Origin of the sequence: Mycobacterium sp. 155 (genome assembly GCF_000373905.1) — a bacterium.
Classification (GTDB): Bacteria; Actinomycetota; Actinomycetes; order Mycobacteriales; family Mycobacteriaceae; genus Mycobacterium.
Window position 1 is genome coordinate 2,171,652 of the sequence record NZ_KB892705.1, and the last position, 24,643, is coordinate 2,196,294.

Consider the following 24,643-nt stretch of genomic DNA (forward strand, 5'->3'; position numbering starts at 1 on the left):
GCGTGGACGTCACCGTGGTCGGGAGCGGCCCCAATGGTCTGGCCGCGGCCGTCATCTGTGCACGCGCCGGCCTGTCGGTTCGGGTGATCGAGGGCCAGCCGACAGCGGGCGGCGGCACGCGCACCACAGCCGACCCCGAATACCCCGGCGTCCACCACGATGTGTGCTCGGCAGTGCATCCGTTGGCGTACGCGTCGCCGTTCTTCACGGAATTCGGGCTGACGGATCGCATCGATTTGAACGTGCCGGAAATCTCGTACGCCAATCCGCTGCCCGGGCAGCCGGCGGCACTGGCCTACCGCGACCTCGACCGCACCTGCGCCGAGCTGAGCGACGGGGCGTCATGGCGATGGCTGCTGGGACCGATGGTGGACCACAGCCAGGCGGCGGCCGCGTTCGTGCTGGGCGACAAGAGATCCTTGCCGCCCGATCTGTTGACCTCGGCCAGGCTCGTGCTGCGGACGCTGACGCAGGGCAGCCCGGCGTGGGGGCTGCTACGCGGTGAGGACGCTCAGGCTCTGTTCAGTGGCGTAGCCGCACACGCGGTTTCGCAAATGCCGTCGATGACGTCCTCGGGGCTGGGCATGATGCTGGCAGTGCTGGCGCACTCGGTCGGATGGCCGGTACCGACCGGAGGCAGTCAGGCCATCGCCGACGCGTTGATCGCCGATTTCCTAACTCACGGCGGCGAATTGGTGCTCGGCGAACCGGTCACGGAACCGCCCGATGGCGTGGTGCTCTACGACACCCCGGCCAAGGCGTTGTTGAACATCTACGGCGATCGGCTGCCGTCGCGGTACGCCGCGGCGTTGCGTCGGCTGCGCCCAAATCCCGGAGTGGCCAAGGTCGACTTCGTGTTGTCCGGCGAAATCCCCTGGCGCGATGTCCGGCTGGCCCACGCCGTCACCTTCCACCTGGGTGGTGACCGCACACAGATGGCACGGGCGGAACGTGACATCGCCCGTGGCCGGCACGCCGATTGGCCCATGGTGCTGGCTGCGTCGCCGCACGTTGCCGACCCGAAACGGATTGATGCACAAGGTCGTCGACCGTTCTGGAGCTACGTGCACGTACCGCGGAACTCGCCCATCGACCAGACCGGCGCAGTCATCGAGATCATGGAGCGTTTCGCGCCCGGGTTCCGCGACATCGTGGTGGCAGCCCGCAGCGTCCCCGCGTCGCGGCTGGCCGAGCACAACGCCAACCTCACCGGCGGGGACATCACCGGCGGCGGTAACAGCGCCTGGCGCGCACTCGCCGGGCCCACGCTGCGACTGGTTCCCTGGAGCACCCCGATCCCCAAGGCCTATCTCTGTTCGGCGGCGGCTCCGCCGAACGGCGGGGTGCACGGCATGTCCGGCTACTACGCCGCCCGCACCGTGCTGAAACGCGAATTCGGTATCACCACGCTGCCTCAGCTGGCCCTACCGTAACCAACCCCGTACCGCGAGCGTGCGGGTCTGCTGCCCGGCGCGCCGCTTGCGGGCCGCACTTTGCGCACGATCACGGTGATCGAGAGTGCACTGAGCGAATTGCAGGGTCGCGCAAAACGTTTGAGTAAACCCACAAGACCTGGCGAGCGTGCGTGTCATGCTGCCCGATCACGGAGTGCCGGGCAGCAGACACGCACGCTCGCGGTGAAAAAATTAAGCGGTCTCGGTGATCGGCCGGTCGACCCAACTCATCAGGTCGCGCAGCTTCTTTCCGGTGACCTCGATCGGGTGCTCGGCGTTCTGCTTGCGCAGTCCCTCGAGTTCCTTGTTGCCGCCCTCGACGTTGGCGACCAGGCGCTTGACGAAGGTGCCGTCCTGAATGTCCTTCAGGATTGCCTTCATCCGCTCCTTGGTGTCGGCGTCGATGACACGCGGACCCGACAGGTAGCCACCGAACTCCGCCGTGTCGGACACCGAGTAGTTCATCCGCGCGATGCCGCCCTCGTACATCAGGTCGACGATGAGCTTGAGCTCGTGCAGCACCTCGAAGTAGGCCATCTCCGGGGCATAGCCGGCCTCGACCATGACCTCGAAACCGGTCTTGACCAGTTCCTCGGTGCCGCCGCACAGCACGGCCTGCTCACCGAACAGGTCGGTCTCGGTCTCTTCCTTGAACGTGGTCTTGATGACGCCGGCACGGGCGCCACCGATGGCAGCCGCGTACGACAGCGCAAGCGCCTGACCCTCACCCTTGGGGTCCTGGTCGATGGCGATCAGGCAGGGCACGCCCTTGCCGTCGACGAACTGGCGACGCACCAGGTGGCCCGGCCCCTTGGGGGCGACCATGCCGACGGTCACATTGGCCGGCGGCTTGATCAGGCCGAAGTGGATGTTGAGGCCGTGGCCGAAGAACAGCGCATTGCCGTCTTCGAGGTTCGGCTCGATGTCGTTGCGGAAGATCTCGGCCTGCGCGGTGTCGGGCGCCAGCACCATGATGACATCGGCCCACTTGGCCACCTCGGCCGGAGTGTCGACCTCAAGGCCCTGCTCTGCGACCTTCTCGCGGGACTTCGAGCCCTCCTTGAGGCCGACCTTGACCTGCACACCCGAGTCACGCAGCGACAACGAGTGCGCGTGGCCCTGGCTGCCGTAGCCGATCACACCGACCTTGCGACCTTGAATGATCGACAGATCGGCATCATCGTCGTAGAACATCTCGACTGCCATAAGTTGAGTTCCTTCTCTTTCTAGCTCTACCGCTTTGATCTTGACGCTACTTTGCGGTCCCGATGCCGCGCGGACCGCGTGACACCGACACCACACCGGACTGCGCGAGCTCCCGGATACCGTACGGCTCCAGGACGCGCAGGAGGGCTTCCAACTTCTCCGGCGTACCGGTGGCCTCAACTGTCAACGACTCGGTCGAAACGTCGACAACCTTGGCGCGGAACAGGTTCACCGCTTCGATCACCTGGCTGCGGGTGGCGGCATCGGCCCGCACCTTGATCAGGGCCAACTCGCGGGCCACCGCGTTGTCCTCGTCCTGCTCGACGATCTTGATCACGTTGATCAGCTTGTTGAGCTGCTTGGTGATCTGCTCCAACGGAGACTCGTCGACGCTGACCACGATGGTCATCCGAGACATGTCCTTCTGCTCGGTAGCACCGACCGCAAGCGATTGGATGTTGTAGCCACGGCGGGAGAACAGCGATGCCACGCGCGCCAGCACGCCCGGCTTGTCCTCGACGAGCACCGACAGCGTATGTGTCGGCATTCCGCTACTCATCATCAGGCATGCCCCTCGCCGTCTTCGTCGTCGAACAACGGCCGAATGTTCCGGGCCGCCATGATCTCGTCGTTGCTGGTGCCTGCGGCGACCATCGGCCACACCTGCGCGTCGGCGCCGACGATGAAGTCGATCACCACCGGTCGGTCGTTGATGGCCTGAGCCTGGCGGATGACGTCCTCGACGTCTTCAGCACGCTCACAACGCAATCCGACGCAGCCCAGGGCCTCGGCCAGCTTCACGAAATCCGGGATCCGATGAGAATGCGTGGCCAGGTTGGTCTGGCTGTAACGCTCGTCGTAGAACAGCGTCTGCCACTGCCGCACCATGCCGAGGTTGCCGTTGTTGATCAGCGCAACCTTGATCGGTGCACCCTCCAACGCACAGGTGGCCAACTCCTGGTTGGTCATCTGGAAGCAGCCGTCACCGTCGATCGCCCACACCTCGGCCTCCGGACGGGCGAACTTCGCACCCATCGCCGCAGGTACGGCGTAGCCCATCGTTCCGAGACCACCTGAGTTGATCCAAGTGCGCGGGTTCTCGTACTTGACGAACTGCGCGGCCCACATCTGGTGCTGACCCACGCCGGCGACGTACACGGCATCCGGGCCGGCCAGCTTGCCCAGTGTCTCGATCACGTACTCGGGGCTCAGGCTGCCGTCACTCTGCGGCCCGTAGCTCAGCGGGTAGGTGGACTTGATGCCAGACAGGTACTGCCACCAACTGTCCAGTTTGAGCGTCGCCGCACTGGTGCCGATCTTGTGCAGCGCCTCGGTCAGCTCGGTGATGACGGCTTTGATGTCGCCCACGATCGGGACGTCGGGGTTCCGGTTCTTACCGATCTCGGCCGGGTCGATGTCGGCGTGGATGACCTTCGCCTCGGGCGCGAACGAGGACAGCTGACCGGTCACCCGGTCGTCGAAGCGGGTGCCCAGCGCGATCAGCAGATCGCTGCGCTGCAGCGCCGCGACCGCCGCGACGGTGCCGTGCATGCCGGGCATACCCATGTGCTGAGGGTGGCTGTCCGGGAACGCGCCGCGGGCCATCAGCGTGGTCACCACCGGAATGCCGGTCAGCTCGGCCAGTTCCAGCAACTGCTCGCTGGCGTCACCGCGGATGACGCCGCCGCCGACGTAGAGCACCGGCTTGCTGGCCTCCGAGATGAGCTTGGCGGCCTCGCGGATCTGACGGTTGTGCGGCTTGGTGTTCGGCTTGTAACCGGGTAGGTCGACGCGCGGCGGCCAGCTGAACGTGCACTGGCCCTGCAGAACGTCCTTGGGGATATCGACGAGAACCGCTCCGGGCCGTCCGCTTGCTGCGATATGGAAGGCCTCGGCGATGACCTTGGGAATGTCGTCGCCGTTGCGCACCAGGAAGTTGTGCTTGGTGATCGGCATCGTGATACCGCAGATGTCAGCTTCCTGGAAGGCATCGGTGCCGATCAGGCTACGGCCGACCTGACCGGTGATCGCCACCACCGGAATCGAATCCATCTGAGCGTCCGCCAGCGGCGTCACCAGATTGGTTGCCCCCGGACCCGAGGTGGCCATCATCACACCGACCTTGCCGGTGGCGTGCGCGTACCCGCTCGCGGCGTGGCCGGCACCTTGTTCATGGCGGACCAGCACATGGCGCAGCCTCTGCGAGTCGAACAGCGGATCGTAGACGGGCAGCACCGCGCCGCCGGGGATGCCGAAGATGACGTCGACGCCGATCTCCTCCAGCGAACGGATGACCGCCTGAGCGCCGGTCAGCTGGTGCGGCGCAACCCTTTTCGACTGCGACTGGGTGGAGTTTGCGGCGGTTGACGCGCCGTTGGCCGGGGTGGCCGAGTGTTCCGGCGGTCGCGTTGTCGGTGCGCTCACGGTTTCCTCTTCACGTTCTCTTCGCGGAAATCTCGATTGTCAATGATGTCTGGCGCGCTGGGGGCAACAAAAAACCCCCGTCAGCAGGCTGCTGTACGAGGGTGGCGCGTCGATGCTGTGGCTATGCCCGGCAGAGGGCCAGCGCGGCATCAACGCGCCAACCAAGTACTACGAGCAACCCCGGGATCTGCATAACCATTGACGGTAGCTGCCGTACTGGTCGAAGGTCAAATTGCGGCGAGCCCGCGGCGACCGGCCGGGACACCGGGCCGAACCCGACGCCGCCCAGTGTAAGGATGGATGACGTGAGTTCTCGATCCGCAACAAAACCGGTCGTCGTCCGAATGTCGCCGATGGCGCACATCGCGGTCGGATTCTTTGCGCTCGGACTGCTGACGTTGGTGTTCACCAATCCCACGTGGGCCACGCCGCTACTGATCCTGCCGATCGGGTTGTCCTACGCGATCATCCGATACCGGACCATCGCCGATCACGACACGGTGACCGCCCGCTCGCTGCTCGGCAGCCGCAAGGTGGCGTGGTCGGAGATCGACGGCCTGCGTTTCGACCGGTCGTCGTGGGCCGTCGCTCACCTGCACGACGGATCGGATCTGCGCCTCCCCGCTGTCACGTTCGCGACTCTGCCCCTGCTGACCGAGGTGAGCGGCGGACGGGTACCCAACCCGTACGCGTAATGCTCAGCGCAGCGGGTTTCCGCCGTTGAGCAGCACCCACAAACCGATTCCGACGCCGATGCCCACCAAAAGCGCCACGAACGAGCCGACGAACGGGCGCCTGGCCCAGCCGCGTCCGGCGTCGAAGCCGTACCGCCCCGGACCGGTCAGAACCAGCGCGGCCGCAACGACAACCGGGATCAGCCGGTATTCGTGACCGTCGGTGAGGAAGGACGACAGGCGGGCATCGTCATGCGCGGCCATGACATCGACCAGCACGCCGTTGATCAGGTAGGCCAGTGCGCCGGCGGCCGCCACCGGGGTGAACAGGCCGAGAACCAGTAGTACACCGATGGCCAGCTCGCCGGCGGTCGCCGCGTAGGTGACGATGTCGGCATGCTGGAAGCCCGCCTGGACCAGCGAGGTCTTGAACCCGTCGAGGCCGGGACCGCCCCACCAGCCGAATGCCTTCTGCAAGCCGTGGATGATCAGCAGCCCGCCCACGGCCACGCGCAGGATCAGCAGGCCCAGATCCTGGGTGCCGCGTCGACCAGCTGTTTTGATCCGGTCATCGAGCAGACCGTCGCGTTCGATCTCGGCGGGTTCGGCACCGTACGACCCGAGGGGTTGCGGGGGGCCCGGCTGCACGTAGGGCAGCGGCTCCGGCTCGCCCATGAACGGGAAAACTGGCTGGTCATCCGACTTGGCGGAGTCGTACCGCGGGATGGCGGTGGTTTCGAAATCACCACCGTACGACTCCGACGGCAAATCGTCTTCGGGGTCGACCAGGCTCGCCGTGGCAGGTCTGGCGGAGTCGCCGGTGCCCGAACTATCTGGTCTCTGCCAAGCGAGTGGGTCCTGCGAGTGACTGGTCACGCAGCCCAGGGTAAGTGCAAGTCAAGCCGGAACCGGGTATTTACCCCGGCGCTTCCGCCTGGTATTAGCCCCTGAAGCACCGTCACGGCACCGGACACCGTTGCCCAGCGTGGCATGCACTCAGCCACGATCCGTAACCTGGCGGCATGGAATCGCGTCGGCGGATATCGGTGGTGGCCGCCGTTGTGTGTGCCGTGATGTTGGCCGGCTCGGGATGTGCCCGGTTCAACGCGGCCCAGTCGGAGCCGTTCACCACCGAACCTCAGATGGGCCCGCCGCCGTCATCGTCGCCCCCACCCCCACCGCCGCTGCCCGCCAAACCATTTCCCAAGGCATGTCCTGCACCCGGGGTGATGCAAGGCTGCCTCGACACCACCAGCGGGTTGATCATGGGTCCCGACAGCCAGTCGGCGCTCGTCGCGGAACGCCTCACCGGCGCCGTCAAAGAGGTGTCCACCAAGGCCGAACCGAAGGTCAAGCTGGTCATCCCCGTCGACCCGACCGGGGACGGCGGCCTGCTCGATATCGTCCTGTCGCCCACGTACTCCCAGGACCGGCTGATGTACGCCTATATCAGCACGCCGACCGACAACCGCGTCGTGCGCATCGCCAACACCGACCCGCCCAAGCCGATCCTGACCGGAATCCCCAAAGGCGCGACCGGCAACACGGGGTCGCTGATCTTCACCAGTCCCACCACCCTGCTGGTACAGACCGGCGACGCGGGTGACCCGGCCGCGGCGGCCGACCCGGCTTCGCTCGCGGGCAAGGTGCTGCGCATCGAACAGCCCACGACGGTCAACCAGGCCCCGGTGACCACAGCGCTGAGCGGCTTGGGCGCCGGCGGCGGAATGTGCGTCGATCCCGCCGACGGGTCGCTGTACGTCACCGACCGCACCCCGACCGCCGATCGGCTGCAGCGCATCACCAAAGACTCCAAGGTGTCGACGGTGTGGACCTGGCCGGACAAGCCGGGGGTGGCCGGATGCGCAGCACTCGACGGCACCGTGCTGGTCAACCTGGTTAACACCAAGCAGACCGTCGCGGTGCGGCTGGCCAAGGACACCGGCGCGGTCACCGGGGAGCCCGAGGTGCTTCGGGACAACACCCGCGGCCACGCCTGGGCACTGCAGCTCTCACCCGACGGCAACGTGTGGGGCGCGACGGTTAACCGGACCGCGGGCGACGCCGAGAAACTCGACGACGTCGTCTTCCCACTGTTCCCACAGGGCGGTGGCTTCCCCCGCAGCAACGCCGACAAGACCTGATACCCAACGCTTTTCGATGCTGTCCCGCCGCGGTCTCATTCGCCGGGGCGGGCTGACCGCCTATCCCTGGCCGCAGGCCGCCAGCACCAATTCCCGCACGCGGGCAGCGTCGGCCGAACCCTTGGTCGCCTTCATCACCGCACCCACGACCGCACCCGCGGCCTGAACCTTGCCACCGCGGATCTTCTCCGCGATACCGGGATTGGCCGCCAACGCCTCGTCGACGGCGGCCTGGATCAGCGAATCGTCACGGACCAGCGCCAAACCGCGATCGTTCATCACCTGTTCGGGTTCGCCCTCGCCTGCCAGCACACCCTCGACCACCTGACGGGCCAGCTTGGTGGACAACTTTCCGTCGTCGACCAGCTTCAACACCGCCGCAACCTGCGCCGGGGTGATCGGCAAGTCGGACACGGCCACCCCGGTTTCATTGGCCTTCTGCACCAGGAAGTTGCCCCACCATGCACGCGCACCCTCGCTGGACGCGCCGTGCGCGACAGTAGCGGCGACGAGTTCGACGGCGCCGGCATTGACCAGATCGCGCATCACCTCGTCGGAGATACCCCACTCTTGCTGAATTCGCTTGCGCGCCAACCACGGGAGCTCGGGTATGGTGGTCCGCAGCCGGTCCACCAACTCGGCGCTCGGAGCGACGGGTTCGAGGTCGGGCTCAGGGAAGTAGCGATAGTCCTGCGCGGTCTCCTTGCTGCGGCCCGCGGTGGTGTAACCGTCCTCGTGGAAGTGGCGGGTCTCCTGCGTCACGGTCCCGCCCGCCTGCAGCACGGCTGCCTGCCGACGCATCTCGTAGCGCACCGCGACCTCGACACTCTTGAGCGAGTTGACGTTCTTGGTCTCGGTCCGGGTGCCGAACTCCGGTGCGCCCTTAAGCTTCAGCGACACGTTCGAGTCGCAGCGCATCGACCCCTGATCCATCCGCACGTCGGAGACGTCCAGGGCGCGCAACAGGTCCCGCAGCGCGGTGACGTAGGCGCGCGCGATCTCCGGCGCGCGTTCACCGGTTCCCTCGATCGGTCTCGTGACGATCTCGATCAGCGGAACCCCGGCACGGTTGTAGTCGGCCAGCGATGTCGTGGCCCCGGCGATCCGTCCGGTGTCACTGCCCAGGTGGGTCAGCTTGCCGGTGTCCTCCTCCATGTGCGCGCGTTCGATCTCCACCCGGAAGGTGCTGCCGTCGTCGAGCGGAACGTCGAGATAGCCGTTGACCGCGATCGGCTCGTCATACTGCGAGATCTGGTAGTTCTTCGGCTGATCGGGATAGAAGTAGTTCTTGCGGGCGAACCGGCCCCACGGTGCAATCTGGCAGTTCAACGCGAGCCCGACGCGGATCGCCGACTCCACCGCGGCCTCGTTGAGTACCGGCAGGGACCCCGGCAGGCCGAGGCACGCAGGGCACACCTGGGTGTTGGGCTCGGCACCGAAGCGGTTGGCGCAGCCACAGAACATCTTGGTCGCCGTGGAGAGTTCGACGTGCACCTCCATACCCATCACGGGCTCATAGGCGGCGAGCACGTCGTCGTAGTCAAGAAGTTCCGCGGCAACAGACATGGACACGATCCTAATTGGGCAGGTTCAGGCCGGCGCCGGGTGCACTCCCCGAGAGCGCGCAAATTCCTCGGCGAGCAGACGTGGCGGTACCGGACACGCCGGGTTTCGGGAACCGCTGTGTCTGCTCGCCCGAGAAACTTGCCCGAGAAACTCAGCCGAAGAACTCGGCCGCGTCGTCGTAACGGCTCTGGGACACCAGCTTGAGTCGGCGGGTGGCGTCGGCCAATGGCACCCGGCCGATGTCCTCGCCCCGCAGCGACACCATCATCCCGTACTCGCCGGCATGCGCGGCGTCGGCGGCATTGACGCCGAACAGGGTGGCCAGCACCCGGTCGTAGGCCGTCGGCGTTCCGCCGCGCTGCACGTGACCGAGCACCGTGGTGCGCACTTCCTTCTTGATCCGCTTCTCGATCTCCACGCCGAGTTGGTGGGCGACGCCGGTGAACCGGATATGGCCGAACTCGTCGATACCGCCGTCGCGCAGTTCCATCGACCCCTCAGCGGGCCTGGCGCCCTCGGCGACGACGCAGATGAAATGCGAATCACCGCGCACGAAGCGCTGTTTGATCAACCGGCAGACCTCTTCGACGTCGAACGGATGCTCGGGAATCAGCGTCATGTGCGCGCCGGAGGCCATGCCGGCGTTGAGGGCGATCCACCCTGCGTGGCGACCCATCACCTCGACGAGCATCACCCGTTGATGAGATTCGGCAGTGCTGTGCAGGCGGTCGATGGCCTCGGTGGCAACCTGCAGCGCCGTGTCGTGGCCGAAAGTGACGTCGGTGCAATCGATGTCGTTGTCGATGGTCTTGGGCACGCCCACCACCGGGACGTTCTCCTCGGACAGCCAGTGCGCCGCGGTCAGCGTGCCTTCCCCGCCGATGGGGATCAGCACATCGATGCCGTTGTCCTCCAACGTCTGCTTGATCTGGGGTAGCCCGGCCCGCAATTCGTCGGGATTCACCCGCGCGGTGCCCAGCATGGTGCCGCCTTTGGCGAGCAACCGATCGTTGCGGTCGTCGTTCTTGAGCTGGACCCGCCGGTCTTCCAGCAGACCTCGCCAGCCGTCCTGGAAGCCGACAACCGTCGAGCCGTACCGCACATCACAGGTACGTACCACCGCACGGATCACCGCGTTCAGACCAGGGCAGTCGCCACCGCCGGTCAGGATTCCGATACGCATCTACTCATCTGCTCCTCGTGTGCGCATGTGCTCTATCTTGCCCGGCTGGCCAGGTGCCTGCTGGGCGAGCGCCGAAACTGCACCCAGATCGCTGTTCGGCGACACCTGAAGTGCGCCCGCAATCGGGCCGCGAGCCGCTTCGTAGGCGGCGCCGACCCGGTAGAGCCGGTCATCGGCCAGTGCCGGGGCCATGATCTGCAGTCCGACCGGCAGGCCGTCGTCGGGCGAGAGCCCTGACGGAACCGACATGCCGCAGTGCCCAGCCAGGTTCAGCGGCAAGGTGCACAGATCGAACAGGTACATGGCCAGTGGATCGTCGACCTTCTCCCCCAGCGCGAACGCGGTGGTCGGGGTCGTCGGCGAGACCAGCACGTCGACGCTTTCGTAAGCGCGTTCCAGGTCGCGGGCGATCAACGTCCGGACCCTCTGGGCCTGGTTGTAGTACGCGTCGTAATACCCGGCCGACAACGCATAGGTGCCAATCATGATGCGGCGCTTGACTTCCGGACCGAAGCCGGCGGCCCGGGTCAGCGCCATGACCTCTTCGGCGCTGTGCGTGCCGTCGTCGCCGACCCGCAGGCCATATCGCATGGCGTCGAAGCGCGCCAGGTTGCTGGACACCTCGGAGGGCAGAATCAGGTAGTAGGCCGCCATTGCATGGTCGAAGTTCGGGCAGTCCACCTCGGTGACCTCCGCACCGAGCGCAGTGATCTGCTCGACCGCGGCGTTGAACGACGCGAGCACACCGGGTTGATAGCCCTCACCACGCAGCTGCTTGATCACACCGACCCGAACACCCTTGAGGTCGCCCTGTGCGCCGGCCCTGGCCGCACCCACCACATCGGGCACCGGGACGTCGATCGACGTGGAATCCCGCGGGTCGTAGCCGGCGATGACCTCATGTAGCAGCGCGGTGTCGAGCACGGTGCGGGCGCACGGACCACCCTGGTCCAGCGACGACGCGCACGCGATCAGTCCGTAGCGGCTGACCGTGCCGTACGTGGGCTTGACGCCGACGGTGGCTGTGAGCGCGGCGGGCTGGCGGATCGACCCGCCGGTGTCGGTACCGATGGCCAACGGCGCTTGGTATGCGGCCAGTGCCGCGGCGCTGCCACCGCCGGAGCCGCCCGGCACCCGGTCGGTATCCCAGGGGTTGCGGGTCGGGCCGTACGCGGAGTTCTCGGTCGAGCTGCCCATGGCGAACTCGTCCATGTTGGTCTTGCCGAGGATCGGGATACCGGCCGCCCGCAGCTTGGTGGTCACCGTCGCGTCGTACGGTGAGCGCCAGCCCTCCAGGATCTTCGACCCGGCCGTGGTCGGCGCATCGTTGGTGGTGAAGACGTCCTTGAGCGCGAGCGGCACACCGGTCAGCGGCGAGGCCAGCGATTCGCCCGCGGCGACCTTACGGTCGACGGCGGCCGCTGCGGCCAGCGCCTGCTCGGCGCCGACGTACAGGAACGCGTGGAAGCGCTCATCGGTGGCGGCGATCTGGTCCAGGTGTGCCTGGGTGACCTCGGTGGAGGTGACCTCGCCGGCGGCGATCTGGGCGCCGAGGGTCACTGCGTCACAGCGTGTGAGATCGGTCATTCGGGTTCCCCCAGGATCCGCGGCACCGCGAACCGCCCGTCCTCCGCCCTGGGCGCCGCGGCCAGCGCCTCGTCCTGGGTCAGGCACGGCGCGACGACGTCGGGCCGTGTGACGTTGACGTCTTTGAGTGGGTTGTCGGTGGCTTCGACGCCGGTGACGTCGACGGACTGGATCCGGCCGACGTGGCCAAGGATGGCGTCGAGTTGGCCGGCGAAACTGTCCAACTCGTCATCGGTCAGCGCCAACCGGGCCAGATGCGCCAGGTGGGCAACCTCGTCTCGGGAGATCTGCGACACGACAAAGCAGCCTAGTCACTGCGCCTGAGCTGGTGGCAGCGGGCACGAGCGAAGCGGCCGCACGCGGGCCGCTCGGAATGCCCTCGGCGCATCGTTGTGCGACAGTGTTGCGCGTGCCTTCCTATCTGCTGCGGGTCCAGCTGGAGGACCGTCCAGGCCGTCTCGGTTCACTGGCGGTCGCGCTGGGGTCCGTAGGTGCCGATATCTTGTCGCTCGACGTCGTCGAGCGCAGTGCGGGATTCGCGATTGACGATCTGGTGGTCGAGCTGCCCGCCGGGTCCATGCCCGACGCCCTGATCACCGCCGCCGAGAACTTGACCGGCGTCTACGTCGACAGCATCCGGCCGCACACCGGCCTACTGGAAGCGCACCGAGAGCTCGAACTGATCGACCACGTAGCGGCCGCCACAGGACGCGCCGCCCGGCTCCAGGTCCTCGCCGAGGAGGCCGCCCCGGTGCTGCGGGTCGGCTGGTGCACGGTGCTGCGGGCGACCGCAACCGGCGTCGAGCGACTCGCCGGCAGTCACGGCGCACCCGAAACCCATCTCCCGTCCGCGCCCTGGCTGCCGCTGGAACATGCCGAGATGCTGAACGGCACCGCGGACTGGGTGCCACAGCTGTGGCGGGACATGGATACCACCCTGGCCGCCGCACCGTTGGGCGACCACAACACCGCGGTACTGCTGGGGCGCCCCGGCGGCCCGGGCTTCCGGCCGTCAGAGGTCGCCCGGCTGGGCTACCTGGCCGGGATCGTGGGGACGATTCTGCGGTGAGGTCGGGCGGCTACTCCGCACCGTCTTCAGGTGCGGGCCCTTCCGCGAGCAACTTCCGGAATCCGTCCTCGTCGACGATCGGAACACCGAGTTCGACCGCCTTGTCGTATTTCGATCCAGGTGCGTCCCCGGCGACGACGTAGGCCGTCTTCTTCGACACCGAACCCACGGCTTTGCCGCCGCGGGCGATGATGGCCTCCTTGGCCTCGTCGCGGGAGAACCCGGGCAACGAACCGGTGACCACAATCGACAGGCCTTCCAGCGTGCGCTCGACACTGGCGTCGCGCTCGTCGGCCATTCGTACCCCGGCTGCACGCCACTTGTCGACGATCGCGCGGTGCCAGTCGACGGCGAACCACTCCACCACCGCCGCGGCAATGGTGGGCCCGACGCCTTCGACCGCGGCGAGTTGTTCCTCTGACGCCGCGACGATGGCGTCCAGGCTGCCGAACTCGGTGGCCAGCGCTCGCGCCGCGGTCGGCCCGACGTGACGAATGGACAGCGCCACCAACACCCGCCACAGCGGCTGGGCCTTGGCCTTGCCGAGATTGGCCAGCAGGCGTTTACCGTTCGCGGACAATTCGCCGGCCTTGGTGGTGAACAGTTCGGTGCGCAGCAGATCGTCGGCGGTCAGGGTGAACAGATCGCCCTCGTCGGTGATCACCCCGGCCGCCAGCAACGCCGTCGCGGCCTCGTATCCCAGCCCCTCGATGTCGAACGCGCCACGGCCCGCGACATGAAACACCCGTTCCCGCAGCTGCGCCGGGCAACTACGGGTGTTCGGACAACGGATGTCGGCGTCGCCCTCCTTGGCCGGCGCCAGGCGGGTGCCGCATTCGGGACAGTGTGTGGGCATGACGAACTCACGCTCGGACCCGTCCCGCAGGTCGACGACCGGGCCGAGCACCTCAGGAATGACGTCGCCGGCCTTGCGGATGACGACGGTGTCGCCGATCAGCACGCCCTTGCGCTTGACCTCGGTGGCGTTGTGCAGGGTCGCCAGGCCGACCGTCGAACCGGCCACCTTGACCGGCTCCATGTAGGCAAACGGCGTGACCCGGCCGGTGCGGCCGATACTGACCCTGATGTCGAGCAGCTTGGTCGTGGCTTCCTCGGGCGGGTATTTGTAGGCCACGGCCCAGCGCGGAGCACGCGACGTCGCGCCGAGCCTGCGTTGCAGCGCCACCTCGTCGACTTTGACCACCACACCGTCGATTTCGTGATCGACCTCGTGCCGGTGTTCCCCCCAGTAGGAGATGCGCTCGGCGACCGCGGCGACGCCGGAAACCTTGGTGGTGTGAATCGAGACCGGTAATCCCCATTGCCCCAGGGCGCGGTACGCGTCATGCAGCGTCTTGAACGGGAAGCCCGCAGTGCCTTCTATATGACCCAGACCGTGGCAGATCATCCGCAGTTTGCGCCGCGCGGTCACCGCCGGATTCTTCTGCCGCAGCGAGCCCGCCGCACTGTTGCGCGGGTTGGCGAAAGGCGGCTTGCCCTCGGCGACCAGCCCGGCGTTGAGATCTTCGAAGTCGGCGACCCGGAAGAACACTTCGCCACGCACTTCGAGCACCGCGGGCACCGGGAACTCATCGGAAGGTGTGAGCCGCTCGGGGATGTCTTCGATGGTGCGTGCGTTGAGGGTGACGTCCTCGCCGGTGCGCCCGTCACCGCGAGTGGCGGCCCGGACCAGTCGTCCGTCGCGGTAGACCAGCGCCAGTGCCACTCCGTCGATCTTCAACTCGCACAAATAATGCGCGGCATCACCGATCTCACCACTGATCCGGGCCGCCCATGCCGACAACTCGTCGGAATCGAACACGTTGTCCAGCGACAACATGCGCTCCAGATGCTCGGCGGGCGTGAAGTCGGTGGCGAAGCCCGCCCCGCCGACCAGCTGGGTCGGTGAATCTGGGGTCCGCAGCTCGGGGTGGGCGTCCTCGAGCGCCTGCAGCTCGCGAAACATCGCGTCGAACTCCGCGTCGGAGATCACCGGCGCGTCCCTGATGTAGTAGCGGAACTGGTGTTCACGTACCTCGTCGGCCAGCTCCTGCCAACGTCGTCGCAGGTCAGCGTCTTCAGTGTCGCTCGAGGTCACCTCCGCAGATTATCGGAGCACACCGACTGCAAACTCACGCGACGTAGGTGAAGAATGTCGCCATACCTGCGTTGAGGTGGTAGTCGTTGTGGCAATGCACGATCCACCGACCGGGGTTGTCGGTGTCGAAGTCCACCTCGACGGTCTGCTCAGGCGGCACCAGAACAGTGTCCTTGCGTGCCCGAGGGCCCTGCGGCCCAACCACCTGGAAGGTATGGCCGTGCAGATGCATGGGATGGAACATCATCGAATCACTGACGAATCGGATCCGGACCCGCTTGTCTTTCGTCAGCTCGATGCCATCGTTGGGCGGGTCGTAGAGCTTGCCGTTGATCGGCCAGGTGTAGCCGGCCATCGGACCGGCCAGCCTCAGCTCCACGATCTGGTCCGGATTTCTTTGTGGCAGGACGACTTCTGCGGCCGGCGTGAGGGTTGCGGTGTTCAGCGGCTGCTGCGTGCGCAGCGTCTTCACCAACCCGGCGACATCGGGATTCGACGGCGTGGCGTCAACCCGCAGGTTCAGTTGTGCATAGCCGTCCTTGCCCTCCGCCGCGGCGATCAGCGGCGCTGAGGAGGCCAGCGTGACGATCGCGTCGGCGCGTTCACCCATGCCGAGGATCACCGTCTCGGTGCGGTGCCGGTGCACCGGGTAACCGTCGGTGTGAGTGACATCGAGCTCGCAGCCGGGCACCGCGACACGGAACGCGGTGTCGGCGCCCGCGTTGATGATCCGCAGCCGAATACGTTGTCCGGAACGACAATCGACGGTCTGCGGGTCCTTGACGGTGCGACCGTTGACGAGGAAGTACGGATAGGTGACGTCGCCGCCGTCATCGCCCAGTGGCATCGTCGGCGTCACCATGGGTCCCCCGCCGGCCATCGGTTTCATCCCGTTGGCCTTGAGGTCTTCGGCGACCTGATCCGGATTGGTTCCGGTGCCGTCGATCCAGTCGTCGAGCACCACGACGAGCTCGTCGTCGTAGTCCGCGCCATCCGCCGGATCTTCGATGATGAGCGGACCGTACATGCCACGGTCCAGCTGAGTCCCGACGTGCGAGTGCAGGTAGTAGGTGCCCGCATCGGGAACGACGAACTCGTAGGTGAAGTTCGAGCCCGGGGCGATTGCCTGCTGAGTCAGCACCGGCACCCCGTCCATGTCGTTCGGGATTGCCAGACCATGCCAGTGCACGGTGGTTTCCTGGGGCAGCCGGTTGGTCACCGGCACCCGCAGCCGCTGGCCCTTGCGGAGCCGGATTTCTGTGGCGGGCACCGTGCCGGTGTAGGTCCAGGTTCGGACCGCGACACCCCCGAGGTCAACATCGGATTCGGCGGCTGTGAACGCGATTTCGACCGGTTTGCCCGGGGCACTGCTCGTGGCCGTAGGGGTTGCGTTTCGCGACGAGCAGGCGCCCACCAGACCTGCCGCCCCGACCGCCGACAACATCAGAAATCCACGCCGGTCGATCATCGTTTCAGCGTGACACTGTCGTGCAGCTCACGGCAGCGTTTTACCGGCTCCGGTTATGGTGACGGCATGCCGCATCCGATCATGTTCGGCGACAACGATCCGGGACTGGCCGAGCTACGCAGCATCGCTCTCGACTTCCCGGAGGCATTCGAGAAAGTGTCGTGGGGCAGGCCGGTGTTCTGCGCGCCGAAGATGTTCGCCATGTACGGGGGCAACGTCAAGACTCGCGGGGCGATGCGCGGGATGCCCTATTCCCTTCTGATCAAAGTCGACGACAGCGACAGACGGGCACTGAAGCAGGACAGGCGGTTCTTCTTCCCGGCCTACATGGGCCCCCACGGCTGGCTGGGTTTGGATTTCACTGCGACGAAGGTGGATTGGGACGAAGTGACCGAGCTGGTCGACGCCTCGTACCGACTCGTGGCTTCCCGCAAGCTCGTCAAGCAACTCGATGAACGCCGAGGGGAGGAACCATGAGTTTCGCGGGCCCTGTTGCCGGACCTACGGCGCCGACCCGACCTGCGGCGCCGACCCGACCTACTTTGTCACGCTGGGGTGGCTCTCGAAATCGAGAGCCACCCCAGCGTGACAATCGGCGCGGCACGAGGGAAGCCGGCAGGATGCCAGCGGTAGACGAGCCTCCGCGGGCCTATGGGGGTTAGATGGCGTCCGGATCCTGCGCGAAGCCGTCGGCGGTCTTTTGCGCGAGCTCAAGTGCGACCCGCGCCCACTCGGGCGTCGCACCGGCCAGTCCGCACGCCGGAGTGATGCCGATCCGGTCCCGCAACACCTCACGGGCGAAACCCAGTCGGTCGGTGACCGTCACGACCGCCTTGGCGACCTCTTCGACCGACGGCCTGCGTTCGGGTGCGGTGGCGGGCACCACCCCGAGCAGCACTGTGCGCCCGGCGTCGACGAACTCGCCGATACCGTCCAGATCAGCCGGGGTCAGGGTCGAAAGATCGACGGAAACAGCGTGAACAGTGCTGCGCAGCAAGCCTTTCCACGGTAAGCCCGGAGCGCAGCTGTGCATGGCGGTTTCGGCGCCGACGCGCGCGACGCAGCCGTCAAGCAAGCCCATGGCGACGGTTTCGTCGACCGGATGCACCGGCGACAAGCTGGTCACCCCGGTCAACCGACCTGCCAGCGCGGCCGGCAACGACGGCTCGTCGAGCTGCACCACCACGGTTGTCTCCAACCTGCGCGCGACGTCGGCCCGGTGCTGCGCCAGCCCCTCGGCCAAAGATGCGGCGAGGTCGCGCAACGCGCCCGGGTCGGTGATGGCCCGATGCCCGCCGGACAGTTCCAGCTGCGCGGCCAGCGTGATGGGCCCGGGCGCCTGGACTTTCACGACGCGCCCGCTGCCGCGCAGCCCGGCCTTTTCCCAGGCCTCCTCGAGCGCATCGACATCCTCGCCCAGCAGACTCACCGCGCGGCGCAGCGCGGCACTGCGGCCCGATGCGATGCGGTAGCCGCGCGGCACGGTGTCGATGCCGACGTCGACCAGCAGCGCCCCAGCCCGGCCGATCATGTCGGCGCCGATGCCGCGGGCGGGCAGTTCCACCAGATGGGTCAGCGTGTGCAGTTCCCCTACGACGACCTCGGCGGCCTGCCGCGCGGCGGTGCCAGGCCAAGACCCGATACCGGTCGCGGCCGCGAAAGCGCTCACGCGCGTGCGATGGTGGCGCTGGCGATGACCTCGTCACCGTCCGGATCGGGACGGTAAAGCACCATGGTCTGCCCAGGTGCGACGCCGCGCAGCGGGGTCCGCAGGTTCACTATCAGGCGGCCGTCGAACAACTCTGCCACGACGTCGGCGATCCCACCGTGCGCCCGCACCTGCACCTGGCACTCCACGGGCCCGTCAAGAGCGACGCCGCTGGTGAAGACCGGGTTCTCCCCCGACAGCTGCCGCACCTCGAGGTCCTCGGCCGATCCGACGCGGACGGTGCCGGTTTCGGCGTCGATCGCGGTCACGTACCGGGGCCTGCCGTCGGCGCCGGGGCCCGCGATTCCCAGACCCTTGCGTTGGCCGATGGTGAAACCGTGCACGCCTCCGTGTTCGGCGAGCACTGTGCCGCTGGAATCGATCACCGAGCCGCGGCGCACCCCGATACGCGCGCCGAGGAAAGCCTGGGTGTCCCCCGACGGGATGAAGCAGATGTCATGGCTGTCAGGCTTTTCAGCGACTGCCAGCCCGCGGGCGGCAGCCTCTTCACGGATCTGCGGCTTGGGTGTGTCGCCGATCGGGAACAGCGCATGTCGAAGCTGCTCGGCGGTCAGCACACCCAGCACGTACGACTGATCCTTGTCAGCGTCGACCGCGCGGCGCAGCCTGCCGTCTTCCAGCCGTGCGTAGTGACCCGTCGCGACGGCGTCGAAACCCAGCACCAAGGCCCGGGCCGACAGTGCGGAGAACTTGATCCGCTCGTTGCACCGCACGCACGGATTCGGGGTCTCACCGCGCGCGTAGGCCTCGACGAAGTCGTCGATCACATCGTCTTTGAACCTGTCGGCGAAATCCCAGACGTAGAACGGGATCCCGAGCACGTCCGCGACGCGCCGGGCGTCACCGGCATCCTCCTTGGAACAACATCCCCGCGATCCGGTGCGCAGGGTGCCCGGCGTGGACGACAGCGCCAAGTGCACGCCGACGACATCGTGGCCGGCGTCGACCATGCGGGCGGCGGCCACCGACGAATCCACTCCACCGCTCATCGCGACCAGCACCCTCATGAGCGAGCCGTTCCGGAACTCGCCAGCGCCGCCAGCCGGGCCCGCTCCACTGCGCCCGGCAGTACCTCAAGCGCAGCGTCCACGTCGGCGTCGGTGCTGTTGTGCCCCAGCGACAGTCGCAAGGATCCGCGGGACGTCGCCGGGTCGGCGCCCATTGCGATCAGCACGTGAGAGGCCTGCGCCACCCCGGCCGTGCAGGCTGATCCGGTCGAGCATTCGATGCCCTTGGCATCGAGCAGCATCAGCAACGAATCGCCTTCGCAACCACGGAAAGTGAAGTGCGCGTTGCCGGGAAGCCGTCCCGTGCCAGCGGCCCCGTTGACGTAGGTGTCATCGATCGTTGCCAATACGCCCTCAATCAGCCGATCCCGCAACGCGCGTACCCGTGCGCTGTTGACCGCCATACCGTCGATCGCCACCTTCGCAGCCGCTGCCATGCCGACGGCGCCAGCCACAAACGGTGTGCCGGAACGGATGTCGCGTTCCTGGCCGCCGCCGTGCAGCAGTGGCACGCATGCGACGTCCCGACGCAACAGCAGTACCCCGGCACCGGCAGGCCCGCCGAACTTGTGCGCAGCCACGCTCATCGCCGCCAGCCCGCTGGCCCCGAAGTCCACCGGGATCTGACCGACCGCCTGCACGGCATCGCTGTGCATCGGCACCCCGAACTCCGTGGCGACCGCCGCCAGCTCCGTGATCGGCATGATGGTGCCGACCTCGTTGTTGGCCCACATGATCGATACCAGCGCCACGTCGTCGTGCTCCTGCAGCGCAGCCCGCAGAGCTTCGGGGGCCACCGCACCGTCCGGGCCGACCGGCAGCCACGTGACCTCGGCGCCCTCGTGCTCGGCCAGCCATTCCACGGCGTCGAGCACCGCGTGGTGTTCGACCGGGCTGGTCACGATCCGCCGCCGCGTGGGCTCGGCATCGTGGCGGGCCCAGTAGATGCCTTTGACCGCCAGGTTGTCGCTTTCGGTGCCGCCGGCGGTGAAGATGACCTCCGAGGGCCGCGCCCCCAGCAGCTGGGCCAGTGTCTCGCGGGACTCCTCCATCCGGCGCCGGGCCAGCCGGCCCGATCCGTGCAGCGACGATGCGTTGCCCGCGGTGGCCAGCACAGCCGTCATCGCCTCGATGGCAGCGGGATGCATCGGGGTGCTGGCGGCGTGATCGAGGTAGACCTGCGCACCCGAGGACACGGTCGGTGAGGCAGCCATAACGCTCCCAGGATAGCCGCGACCGGCTATCGGCCCGAATGCCGGTCAGGCGACCAGAGCGTGAGCGGGCGTGACAGGCAGAGTCTGCTCCCCACGCACCGCCGCCTCGCAGCGTGCGGCCAGATCGCGGCGGTTCTCGCCGGGCAGTTGCAGCGACCCGACGTGCACGTGGCACACGGTGCGACGGGCGGTGATGACGCGCCGGACAGACTGCAGCAGGGTGCCCTGCCCGACGAAGGCCGGAACCGTGGACAGCCGGCCGTCGCGGTGCCGGTAGGTCAGTCGCAGCGGCTGCACGGGGCGGGCGGCGTCGATGGCGGCCTGGAACATCGCGGGACGGAACTGGCCGTGGGCCAGTCCGCACCAGGTGGTGCCCTCGGGGAACGCCACCACGGTGTGCCCTTCGGTCAGACGCTGCGCGACGGTGTCCACGACCGACGGCAGCCGGCGCAGACTGCCCCGGTCGATGGGGATGACCTTCATGATGCGGGCGAGCCGTCCCAGAGCAGGCCACTCCACCAGGTCGGCGCGGGCGACGAAGGATCCCGGCAGCACTGCCCCGATGGTGAAGATGTCCAGCCAGGACACGTGCCCACTGACCACCAGCACACCCTGAAGGTTGCGGATCGGACCGCCTGACACGGTGATACGCACGCCGAAGCACCGCAGCATCAATCGGCAGTACAACCGCTGGATGTGTGAGCGCCCGGGCAACGGCACCGCCAGCAGCGGCACGCCGGGTGCCAGGAGGACCGCCATGGCGACCCGCACGGTGGTGCGGACCCAGACGACCGATCTGCGGCCGGTGTCGGCGCTGCCGGCCTGCACGCAGCTGGCATCACACGATGCCCTGGGCAACCATGGGTGTGCGCGGCCTGCGGCTGTGCGCGGACTGGTCACGAGCCCATCCCGTCGGCCATGTCGGCTGCTGCCGACACCGAGCGCAGTCGCTTGAGGTAGCGGATGTCGGCCCGGCGCCTGTCGAGCAGGGCCGGGAAGTCACCCACCCCGAAGTCGGGGTCGTGGGCCGGTTCGCCGCACACCTGCGCGCCCAGCCGTAAGTAGCCGCGCATCAGCGGCGGCACCGAGATCCGCGACGGCGGGGCGATGTCGTCGAGGCTCTCGCCGTCGAGCACGACGGGTCGGTACGGGTACACGGTGAACTCCTGCGGTGCGGCATGGCGACGGCGGACGAAATCGCGGACCCCGCGGATCAGCGTGCCGGGCGGGCCGTCGGCGTTGCCCGCGGTGGGCACCGAGACGCAGCCAGTGACATAGTCGTAGCCGCAGCGGTCCAGGTAGGCCAGGATGCCCGCCCACATGAGCAGGACCACCGCGCCGTTGCGGTGGTCGCTGCGCACGACGGCGCGGCCCATCTCCACCAGAGACGGCCGCAGTGCATCGAGGCCCGTCACATCGAACTCGGTGGCTGTGTAGAGCCCGCCGGCGGCGATCGCGCCGGGCGGCGGCAACATGCGGTAGCAGCCGACCAGTTCGCCGGCGTCCTCGTCCCGTACCAGCAGGTGGTCGCAGTACTCGTCGAACCGGTCGGCATCCAGACCAGCGGAGTCGCCGTCGCGCTTGAACGCGAATCCCGGCTCAGCGGTGAACACGTCGTGACGCAGTCGCTGTGCCGCGTAGATGAGCTCGGCGTCGGTGGACAACAACAGTGAATACCGCGGCGAATCCGCTGACGGGGTGGGACGGTCGGCGGCGATGAGTACAGATGGAGTGCTCATAGCCAGCACAGTCGCCCAGCCGGGTCGCCGGCTGGCGTCGTCAGCGTGACATGTCCGTGATGGCTAGGTGACGAATTGGACCGCCGGGCTGCTCAGCAGACGCAAAACTGCCCCTTTTCGTGCGAAAAGGGGCAGTTTTGTGTCTGCTCGCGCGAGAAAACGCGAAAAATCAGCCCTGGCGAGCCTTGATGGCGTCGGTGAGCTGCGGGGTGACGTTGAACAGGTCGCCGACGATGCCGAGATCGGCGATCTCGAAAATCGGCGCCTCTTCGTCCTTGTTCACCGCGACGATCGTCTTCGACGTCTGCATACCGGCGCGGTGCTGGATCGCCCCGGAGATACCCAGCGCGATGTACAGCTGCGGCGACACGGTCTTGCCGGTCTGCCCGATCTGGAACTGGCCCGGGTAGTAGCCCGCGTCGACCGCGGCACGCGAAGCACCGACAGCGCCGTCGAGCGAGTCGGCCAGCGCCTCGACGATCGCGAAGCTCTCCGCGCTGCCGACACCACGCCCGCCGGCGACCACGACGGTGGCCTCGGTGAGCTCTGGGCGGTCGCCGGCCACCGCGGGCTCACGCTTGGTGATCTTGGTGGCGGTCTCGGCCTGAGCCGGAACCTCGACGTTGACGACCGCACCGGCACCGGCGGCAGGCACGGCCTCGATCGAGCCGGGACGCACGGTGATCACCGGAGTGTCGCTGGTGACCTGTGCCTCGACGGTGAAAGCGCCACCGAAGATGCTGTGGACGCCCACCGCGCCTTCCTTGACCTGGATCACGTCGACCAGCAGACCCGAACCGATGCGGGCCGCCAACCGTGCGGAGATCTCCTTGCCGTCGGCGCTTGCGGCGAGCAGCACGCCCGCGGGCGCGGCAGTCTCGACCAGACCGGCGAGCACGTCGACCACCGGGGTGACCAAGTAGTTCTCGACGTCATCGGATTCGGCAACGTAGATCTTGGCCGCACCGGCGGCCTTGAGGTCGTCTACCAGCGGTGCTGCCGTGCCGGGCTTGCCCACCACGACGGCGGCAGGCTCACCTAGCGCCCGGGCGGCGGTAATCAATTCAGCGGTGACCTTCTTCAGGGCACCCTCGGAGTGCTCAACGAGCACAAGTACTTCAGCCATGGGTTTCTCGTTATGTCTTTCGCGTCTCGTTAGATTCGATGGGAGCAGCTGCTAGATGAGTTTCTGAGCAACGAGGTACTCGACAACCTTGGTACCGCCGTTGCCGTCGTCGGTGACCTTCTCACCAGCGGCCTTCGGCGGCTTCGGGGTCGACGACAGCACCTTCGACCCGGCACTGGCGACACCGACCTCGTCGGCGTCGACGCCGATCTCGGCAAGGGTGAGCACGGTGACTTCCTTCTTCTTCGCGGCCATGATGCCCTTGAAGGACGGGAAGCGGGGCTCGTTGATCTTCTCGTTGACGCTGACGACAGCCGGAAGCGCGGCCTCCAGGGTGAAGACACCGTCGTCGGTCTCACGCTCTGCGGTGACCCGGCCGTTCTCGACCGTCAGCTTGCGCACATGGGTGAGCTGCGGCAGGCCCAGGTACTCGGCGATGACAGCCGGGACCGCGCCACCGACACCGTCGGTTGCCTCGTTACCGGCGATGACCAGCTCAGTGCCCTCGATGGTGCCCAGCGCGCGGGCCAGCGCCCACGCTGTCTGGATCACGTCGGACCCGTGCAGGCCGTCGTCCTTGAGATGCACAGCCTTGTCGGCCCCCATCGACAGAGCCTTGCGGATGGCCTCGGTGGCGCGCTCCGGGCCCGCGGTCAGCACGGTGACCGTACTGTCGCCCCCCTCACGCTCCTTGATCAGCAGTGCCTCTTCAACGGCACGTTCGTTAATCTCGTCGAGCACGGCGTCGGCGGCCTCGCGATCGAGGGTGAAATCGCCGTCGGTGAGCTTGCGCTCCGACCAAGTGTCTGGGACCTGTTTGATCAGGACCACGATATTCGTCATGACTCTGGTTCGTCCTCCTCGTGAGGCCGGAGACCGGCCTGCCATATTACGTTCTTTGCAGCTAACCCCATGTTACTGGTCGGTAACTTATGGTAGTTCGCAGGAACACCAT

Annotated in this window: 22 protein-coding genes; 5 read left to right on the forward strand and 17 right to left on the reverse strand. The window is 67.1% G+C overall.

All coding sequences use genetic code 11. The features are described from left to right. The first annotated feature begins 2 nt into the window (after window positions 1–2). Entirely contained in the window at window positions 3–1,433 is a 1,431-nt protein-coding gene (locus tag B133_RS0110230) for an NAD(P)/FAD-dependent oxidoreductase (protein ID WP_018600846.1), read from the forward strand. A 213-nt stretch (window positions 1,434–1,646) separates the two neighbouring features. Here B133_RS0110230 and ilvC read toward each other — a convergent pair whose 3' ends face one another. Genes ilvC through B133_RS0110245 form a run of 3 tightly spaced genes read right to left on the reverse strand, consistent with a single transcriptional unit; the run spans window position 1,647 to window position 5,084 of the window. Then, window positions 1,647–2,648 (reverse strand): ketol-acid reductoisomerase, encoded by a 1,002-nt coding sequence (gene ilvC, locus B133_RS0110235; RefSeq protein ID WP_198291056.1) that lies wholly within the window; start codon window positions 2,646–2,648, stop codon window positions 1,647–1,649. A gap of 58 nt (window positions 2,649–2,706) precedes the next feature. After that, window positions 2,707–3,219, reverse strand: a complete 513-nt coding sequence (gene ilvN / locus B133_RS0110240; RefSeq protein WP_026256239.1) for an acetolactate synthase small subunit — start codon at window positions 3,217–3,219, stop codon at window positions 2,707–2,709. A gap of 2 nt (window positions 3,220–3,221) precedes the next feature. After that, the gene (locus tag B133_RS0110245) at window positions 3,222–5,084 is read right to left on the reverse strand and encodes an acetolactate synthase large subunit (RefSeq protein ID WP_018600852.1); all 1,863 of its coding nucleotides are present in this window, start codon (window positions 5,082–5,084) and stop codon (window positions 3,222–3,224) included. Between the two features lie 296 nt (window positions 5,085–5,380). Between B133_RS0110245 and B133_RS0110250 the strand changes: the two genes are divergently transcribed. Continuing rightward, on the forward strand, window positions 5,381–5,779 hold the full coding sequence (locus B133_RS0110250; protein WP_085974182.1) for a PH domain-containing protein: 399 nt from the start codon (window positions 5,381–5,383) through the stop codon (window positions 5,777–5,779). Between the two features lie 3 nt (window positions 5,780–5,782). Here B133_RS0110250 and B133_RS0110255 read toward each other — a convergent pair whose 3' ends face one another. Next, window positions 5,783–6,634 carry a DoxX family protein gene (locus tag B133_RS0110255; protein WP_026256241.1) on the reverse strand — a complete coding sequence of 284 codons (852 nt, stop codon included), beginning with the start codon at window positions 6,632–6,634 and terminating at the stop codon, window positions 5,783–5,785. A 146-nt stretch (window positions 6,635–6,780) separates the two neighbouring features. Here B133_RS0110255 and B133_RS0110260 point away from each other — a divergent pair, with 146 nt between their 5' ends. Further along, entirely contained in the window at window positions 6,781–7,902 is a 1,122-nt protein-coding gene (locus B133_RS0110260; protein WP_198290991.1) for a PQQ-dependent sugar dehydrogenase, read from the forward strand. A gap of 60 nt (window positions 7,903–7,962) precedes the next feature. Here the strand turns inward: B133_RS0110260 and gatB are convergent, their stop codons facing one another. The 4 genes from gatB to gatC all read right to left on the reverse strand — a co-directional run bounded on the left by gatB (window position 7,963) and on the right by gatC (window position 12,534). After that, on the reverse strand, window positions 7,963–9,468 hold the full coding sequence (gatB, locus tag B133_RS0110265) for an Asp-tRNA(Asn)/Glu-tRNA(Gln) amidotransferase subunit GatB (protein ID WP_018600858.1): 1,506 nt from the start codon (window positions 9,466–9,468) through the stop codon (window positions 7,963–7,965). 151 nt (window positions 9,469–9,619) lie between these two features. Next, complete coding sequence (locus B133_RS0110270) at window positions 9,620–10,651, reverse strand: ATP-dependent 6-phosphofructokinase (RefSeq protein ID WP_018600863.1); 1,032 nt, start codon at window positions 10,649–10,651, stop codon at window positions 9,620–9,622. Beyond that, on the reverse strand, window positions 10,652–12,238 hold the full coding sequence (gene gatA, locus B133_RS0110275) for an Asp-tRNA(Asn)/Glu-tRNA(Gln) amidotransferase subunit GatA (protein ID WP_026256243.1): 1,587 nt from the start codon (window positions 12,236–12,238) through the stop codon (window positions 10,652–10,654). Then, entirely contained in the window at window positions 12,235–12,534 is a 300-nt protein-coding gene (gene gatC / locus B133_RS0110280) for an Asp-tRNA(Asn)/Glu-tRNA(Gln) amidotransferase subunit GatC (protein WP_018600865.1), read from the reverse strand. The genes gatA and gatC overlap by 4 nt, the downstream gene beginning before the upstream one ends. A gap of 113 nt (window positions 12,535–12,647) precedes the next feature. Here gatC and B133_RS0110285 point away from each other — a divergent pair, with 113 nt between their 5' ends. Then, window positions 12,648–13,307: an amino acid-binding protein gene (locus tag B133_RS0110285; protein WP_018600867.1), complete on the forward strand. Its 660-nt coding sequence runs from the start codon at window positions 12,648–12,650 to the stop codon at window positions 13,305–13,307. Window positions 13,308–13,317: 10 nt separating this feature from the next. On the opposite strand, the gene ligA is transcribed toward B133_RS0110285, so the two are convergent. Both ligA and B133_RS0110295 read right to left on the reverse strand, forming a co-directional pair. Beyond that, complete coding sequence (ligA, locus tag B133_RS0110290) at window positions 13,318–15,405, reverse strand: NAD-dependent DNA ligase LigA (protein ID WP_018600868.1); 2,088 nt, start codon at window positions 15,403–15,405, stop codon at window positions 13,318–13,320. 34 nt (window positions 15,406–15,439) lie between these two features. Beyond that, the gene (locus B133_RS0110295) at window positions 15,440–16,873 is read right to left on the reverse strand and encodes a multicopper oxidase family protein (protein ID WP_018600869.1); all 1,434 of its coding nucleotides are present in this window, start codon (window positions 16,871–16,873) and stop codon (window positions 15,440–15,442) included. Between the two features lie 66 nt (window positions 16,874–16,939). On the opposite strand from B133_RS0110295, the gene B133_RS0110300 reads away from it, so the two are divergent. Next, on the forward strand, window positions 16,940–17,350 hold the full coding sequence (locus tag B133_RS0110300) for an MmcQ/YjbR family DNA-binding protein (RefSeq protein ID WP_018600870.1): 411 nt from the start codon (window positions 16,940–16,942) through the stop codon (window positions 17,348–17,350). Window positions 17,351–17,531: 181 nt separating this feature from the next. On the opposite strand, the gene B133_RS0110305 is transcribed toward B133_RS0110300, so the two are convergent. The 7 genes from B133_RS0110305 to B133_RS0110335 all read right to left on the reverse strand — a co-directional run bounded on the left by B133_RS0110305 (window position 17,532) and on the right by B133_RS0110335 (window position 24,531). Continuing rightward, on the reverse strand, window positions 17,532–18,542 hold the full coding sequence (locus B133_RS0110305; RefSeq protein WP_018600872.1) for a methionine synthase: 1,011 nt from the start codon (window positions 18,540–18,542) through the stop codon (window positions 17,532–17,534). Further along, window positions 18,539–19,609 (reverse strand): tRNA 2-thiouridine(34) synthase MnmA, encoded by a 1,071-nt coding sequence (gene mnmA / locus B133_RS0110310; protein WP_018600874.1) that lies wholly within the window; start codon window positions 19,607–19,609, stop codon window positions 18,539–18,541. Before mnmA ends, B133_RS0110305 begins: the two co-directional genes overlap by 4 nt. Then, window positions 19,606–20,823 carry a cysteine desulfurase family protein gene (locus B133_RS0110315; protein ID WP_018600876.1) on the reverse strand — a complete coding sequence of 406 codons (1,218 nt, stop codon included), beginning with the start codon at window positions 20,821–20,823 and terminating at the stop codon, window positions 19,606–19,608. Before B133_RS0110315 ends, mnmA begins: the two co-directional genes overlap by 4 nt. A 45-nt stretch (window positions 20,824–20,868) precedes the next feature. Then, window positions 20,869–21,723 carry a 1-acyl-sn-glycerol-3-phosphate acyltransferase gene (locus B133_RS0110320; protein WP_026256246.1) on the reverse strand — a complete coding sequence of 285 codons (855 nt, stop codon included), beginning with the start codon at window positions 21,721–21,723 and terminating at the stop codon, window positions 20,869–20,871. Beyond that, window positions 21,720–22,562 carry a GNAT family N-acetyltransferase gene (locus B133_RS0110325; protein WP_018600880.1) on the reverse strand — a complete coding sequence of 281 codons (843 nt, stop codon included), beginning with the start codon at window positions 22,560–22,562 and terminating at the stop codon, window positions 21,720–21,722. Before B133_RS0110325 ends, B133_RS0110320 begins: the two co-directional genes overlap by 4 nt. 169 nt (window positions 22,563–22,731) lie before the next feature. After that, window positions 22,732–23,688: an electron transfer flavoprotein subunit alpha/FixB family protein gene (locus tag B133_RS0110330; RefSeq protein WP_018600882.1), complete on the reverse strand. Its 957-nt coding sequence runs from the start codon at window positions 23,686–23,688 to the stop codon at window positions 22,732–22,734. A 51-nt stretch (window positions 23,689–23,739) separates the two neighbouring features. Continuing rightward, window positions 23,740–24,531, reverse strand: a complete 792-nt coding sequence (locus tag B133_RS0110335; RefSeq protein ID WP_018600884.1) for an electron transfer flavoprotein subunit beta/FixA family protein — start codon at window positions 24,529–24,531, stop codon at window positions 23,740–23,742. Between the last annotated feature and the right edge of the window lie 112 nt (window positions 24,532–24,643).

Coding starts and splice junctions, on each gene's coding strand:
- ilvC (WP_198291056.1), bottom strand. CDS start 2,648: ATGTTCTACGACGATGATGCCGATCTGTCGATCATTCAAGGTCGCAAG.
- ilvN (WP_026256239.1), bottom strand. CDS start 3,219: ATGAGTAGCGGAATGCCGACACATACGCTGTCGGTGCTCGTCGAGGAC.
- B133_RS0110250 (WP_085974182.1), top strand. CDS start 5,381: ATGGATGACGTGAGTTCTCGATCCGCAACAAAACCGGTCGTCGTCCGA.
- B133_RS0110260 (WP_198290991.1), top strand. CDS start 6,781: ATGGAATCGCGTCGGCGGATATCGGTGGTGGCCGCCGTTGTGTGTGCC.
- gatB (WP_018600858.1), bottom strand. CDS start 9,468: ATGTCTGTTGCCGCGGAACTTCTTGACTACGACGACGTGCTCGCCGCC.
- B133_RS0110270 (WP_018600863.1), bottom strand. CDS start 10,651: ATGCGTATCGGAATCCTGACCGGCGGTGGCGACTGCCCTGGTCTGAAC.
- gatA (WP_026256243.1), bottom strand. CDS start 12,238: ATGACCGATCTCACACGCTGTGACGCAGTGACCCTCGGCGCCCAGATC.
- B133_RS0110295 (WP_018600869.1), bottom strand. CDS start 16,873: ATGATCGACCGGCGTGGATTTCTGATGTTGTCGGCGGTCGGGGCGGCA.
- B133_RS0110300 (WP_018600870.1), top strand. CDS start 16,940: ATGCCGCATCCGATCATGTTCGGCGACAACGATCCGGGACTGGCCGAG.
- mnmA (WP_018600874.1), bottom strand. CDS start 19,609: ATGAGGGTGCTGGTCGCGATGAGCGGTGGAGTGGATTCGTCGGTGGCC.
- B133_RS0110315 (WP_018600876.1), bottom strand. CDS start 20,823: ATGGCTGCCTCACCGACCGTGTCCTCGGGTGCGCAGGTCTACCTCGAT.
- B133_RS0110325 (WP_018600880.1), bottom strand. CDS start 22,562: ATGAGCACTCCATCTGTACTCATCGCCGCCGACCGTCCCACCCCGTCA.
- B133_RS0110330 (WP_018600882.1), bottom strand. CDS start 23,688: ATGGCTGAAGTACTTGTGCTCGTTGAGCACTCCGAGGGTGCCCTGAAG.
- B133_RS0110335 (WP_018600884.1), bottom strand. CDS start 24,531: ATGACGAATATCGTGGTCCTGATCAAACAGGTCCCAGACACTTGGTCG.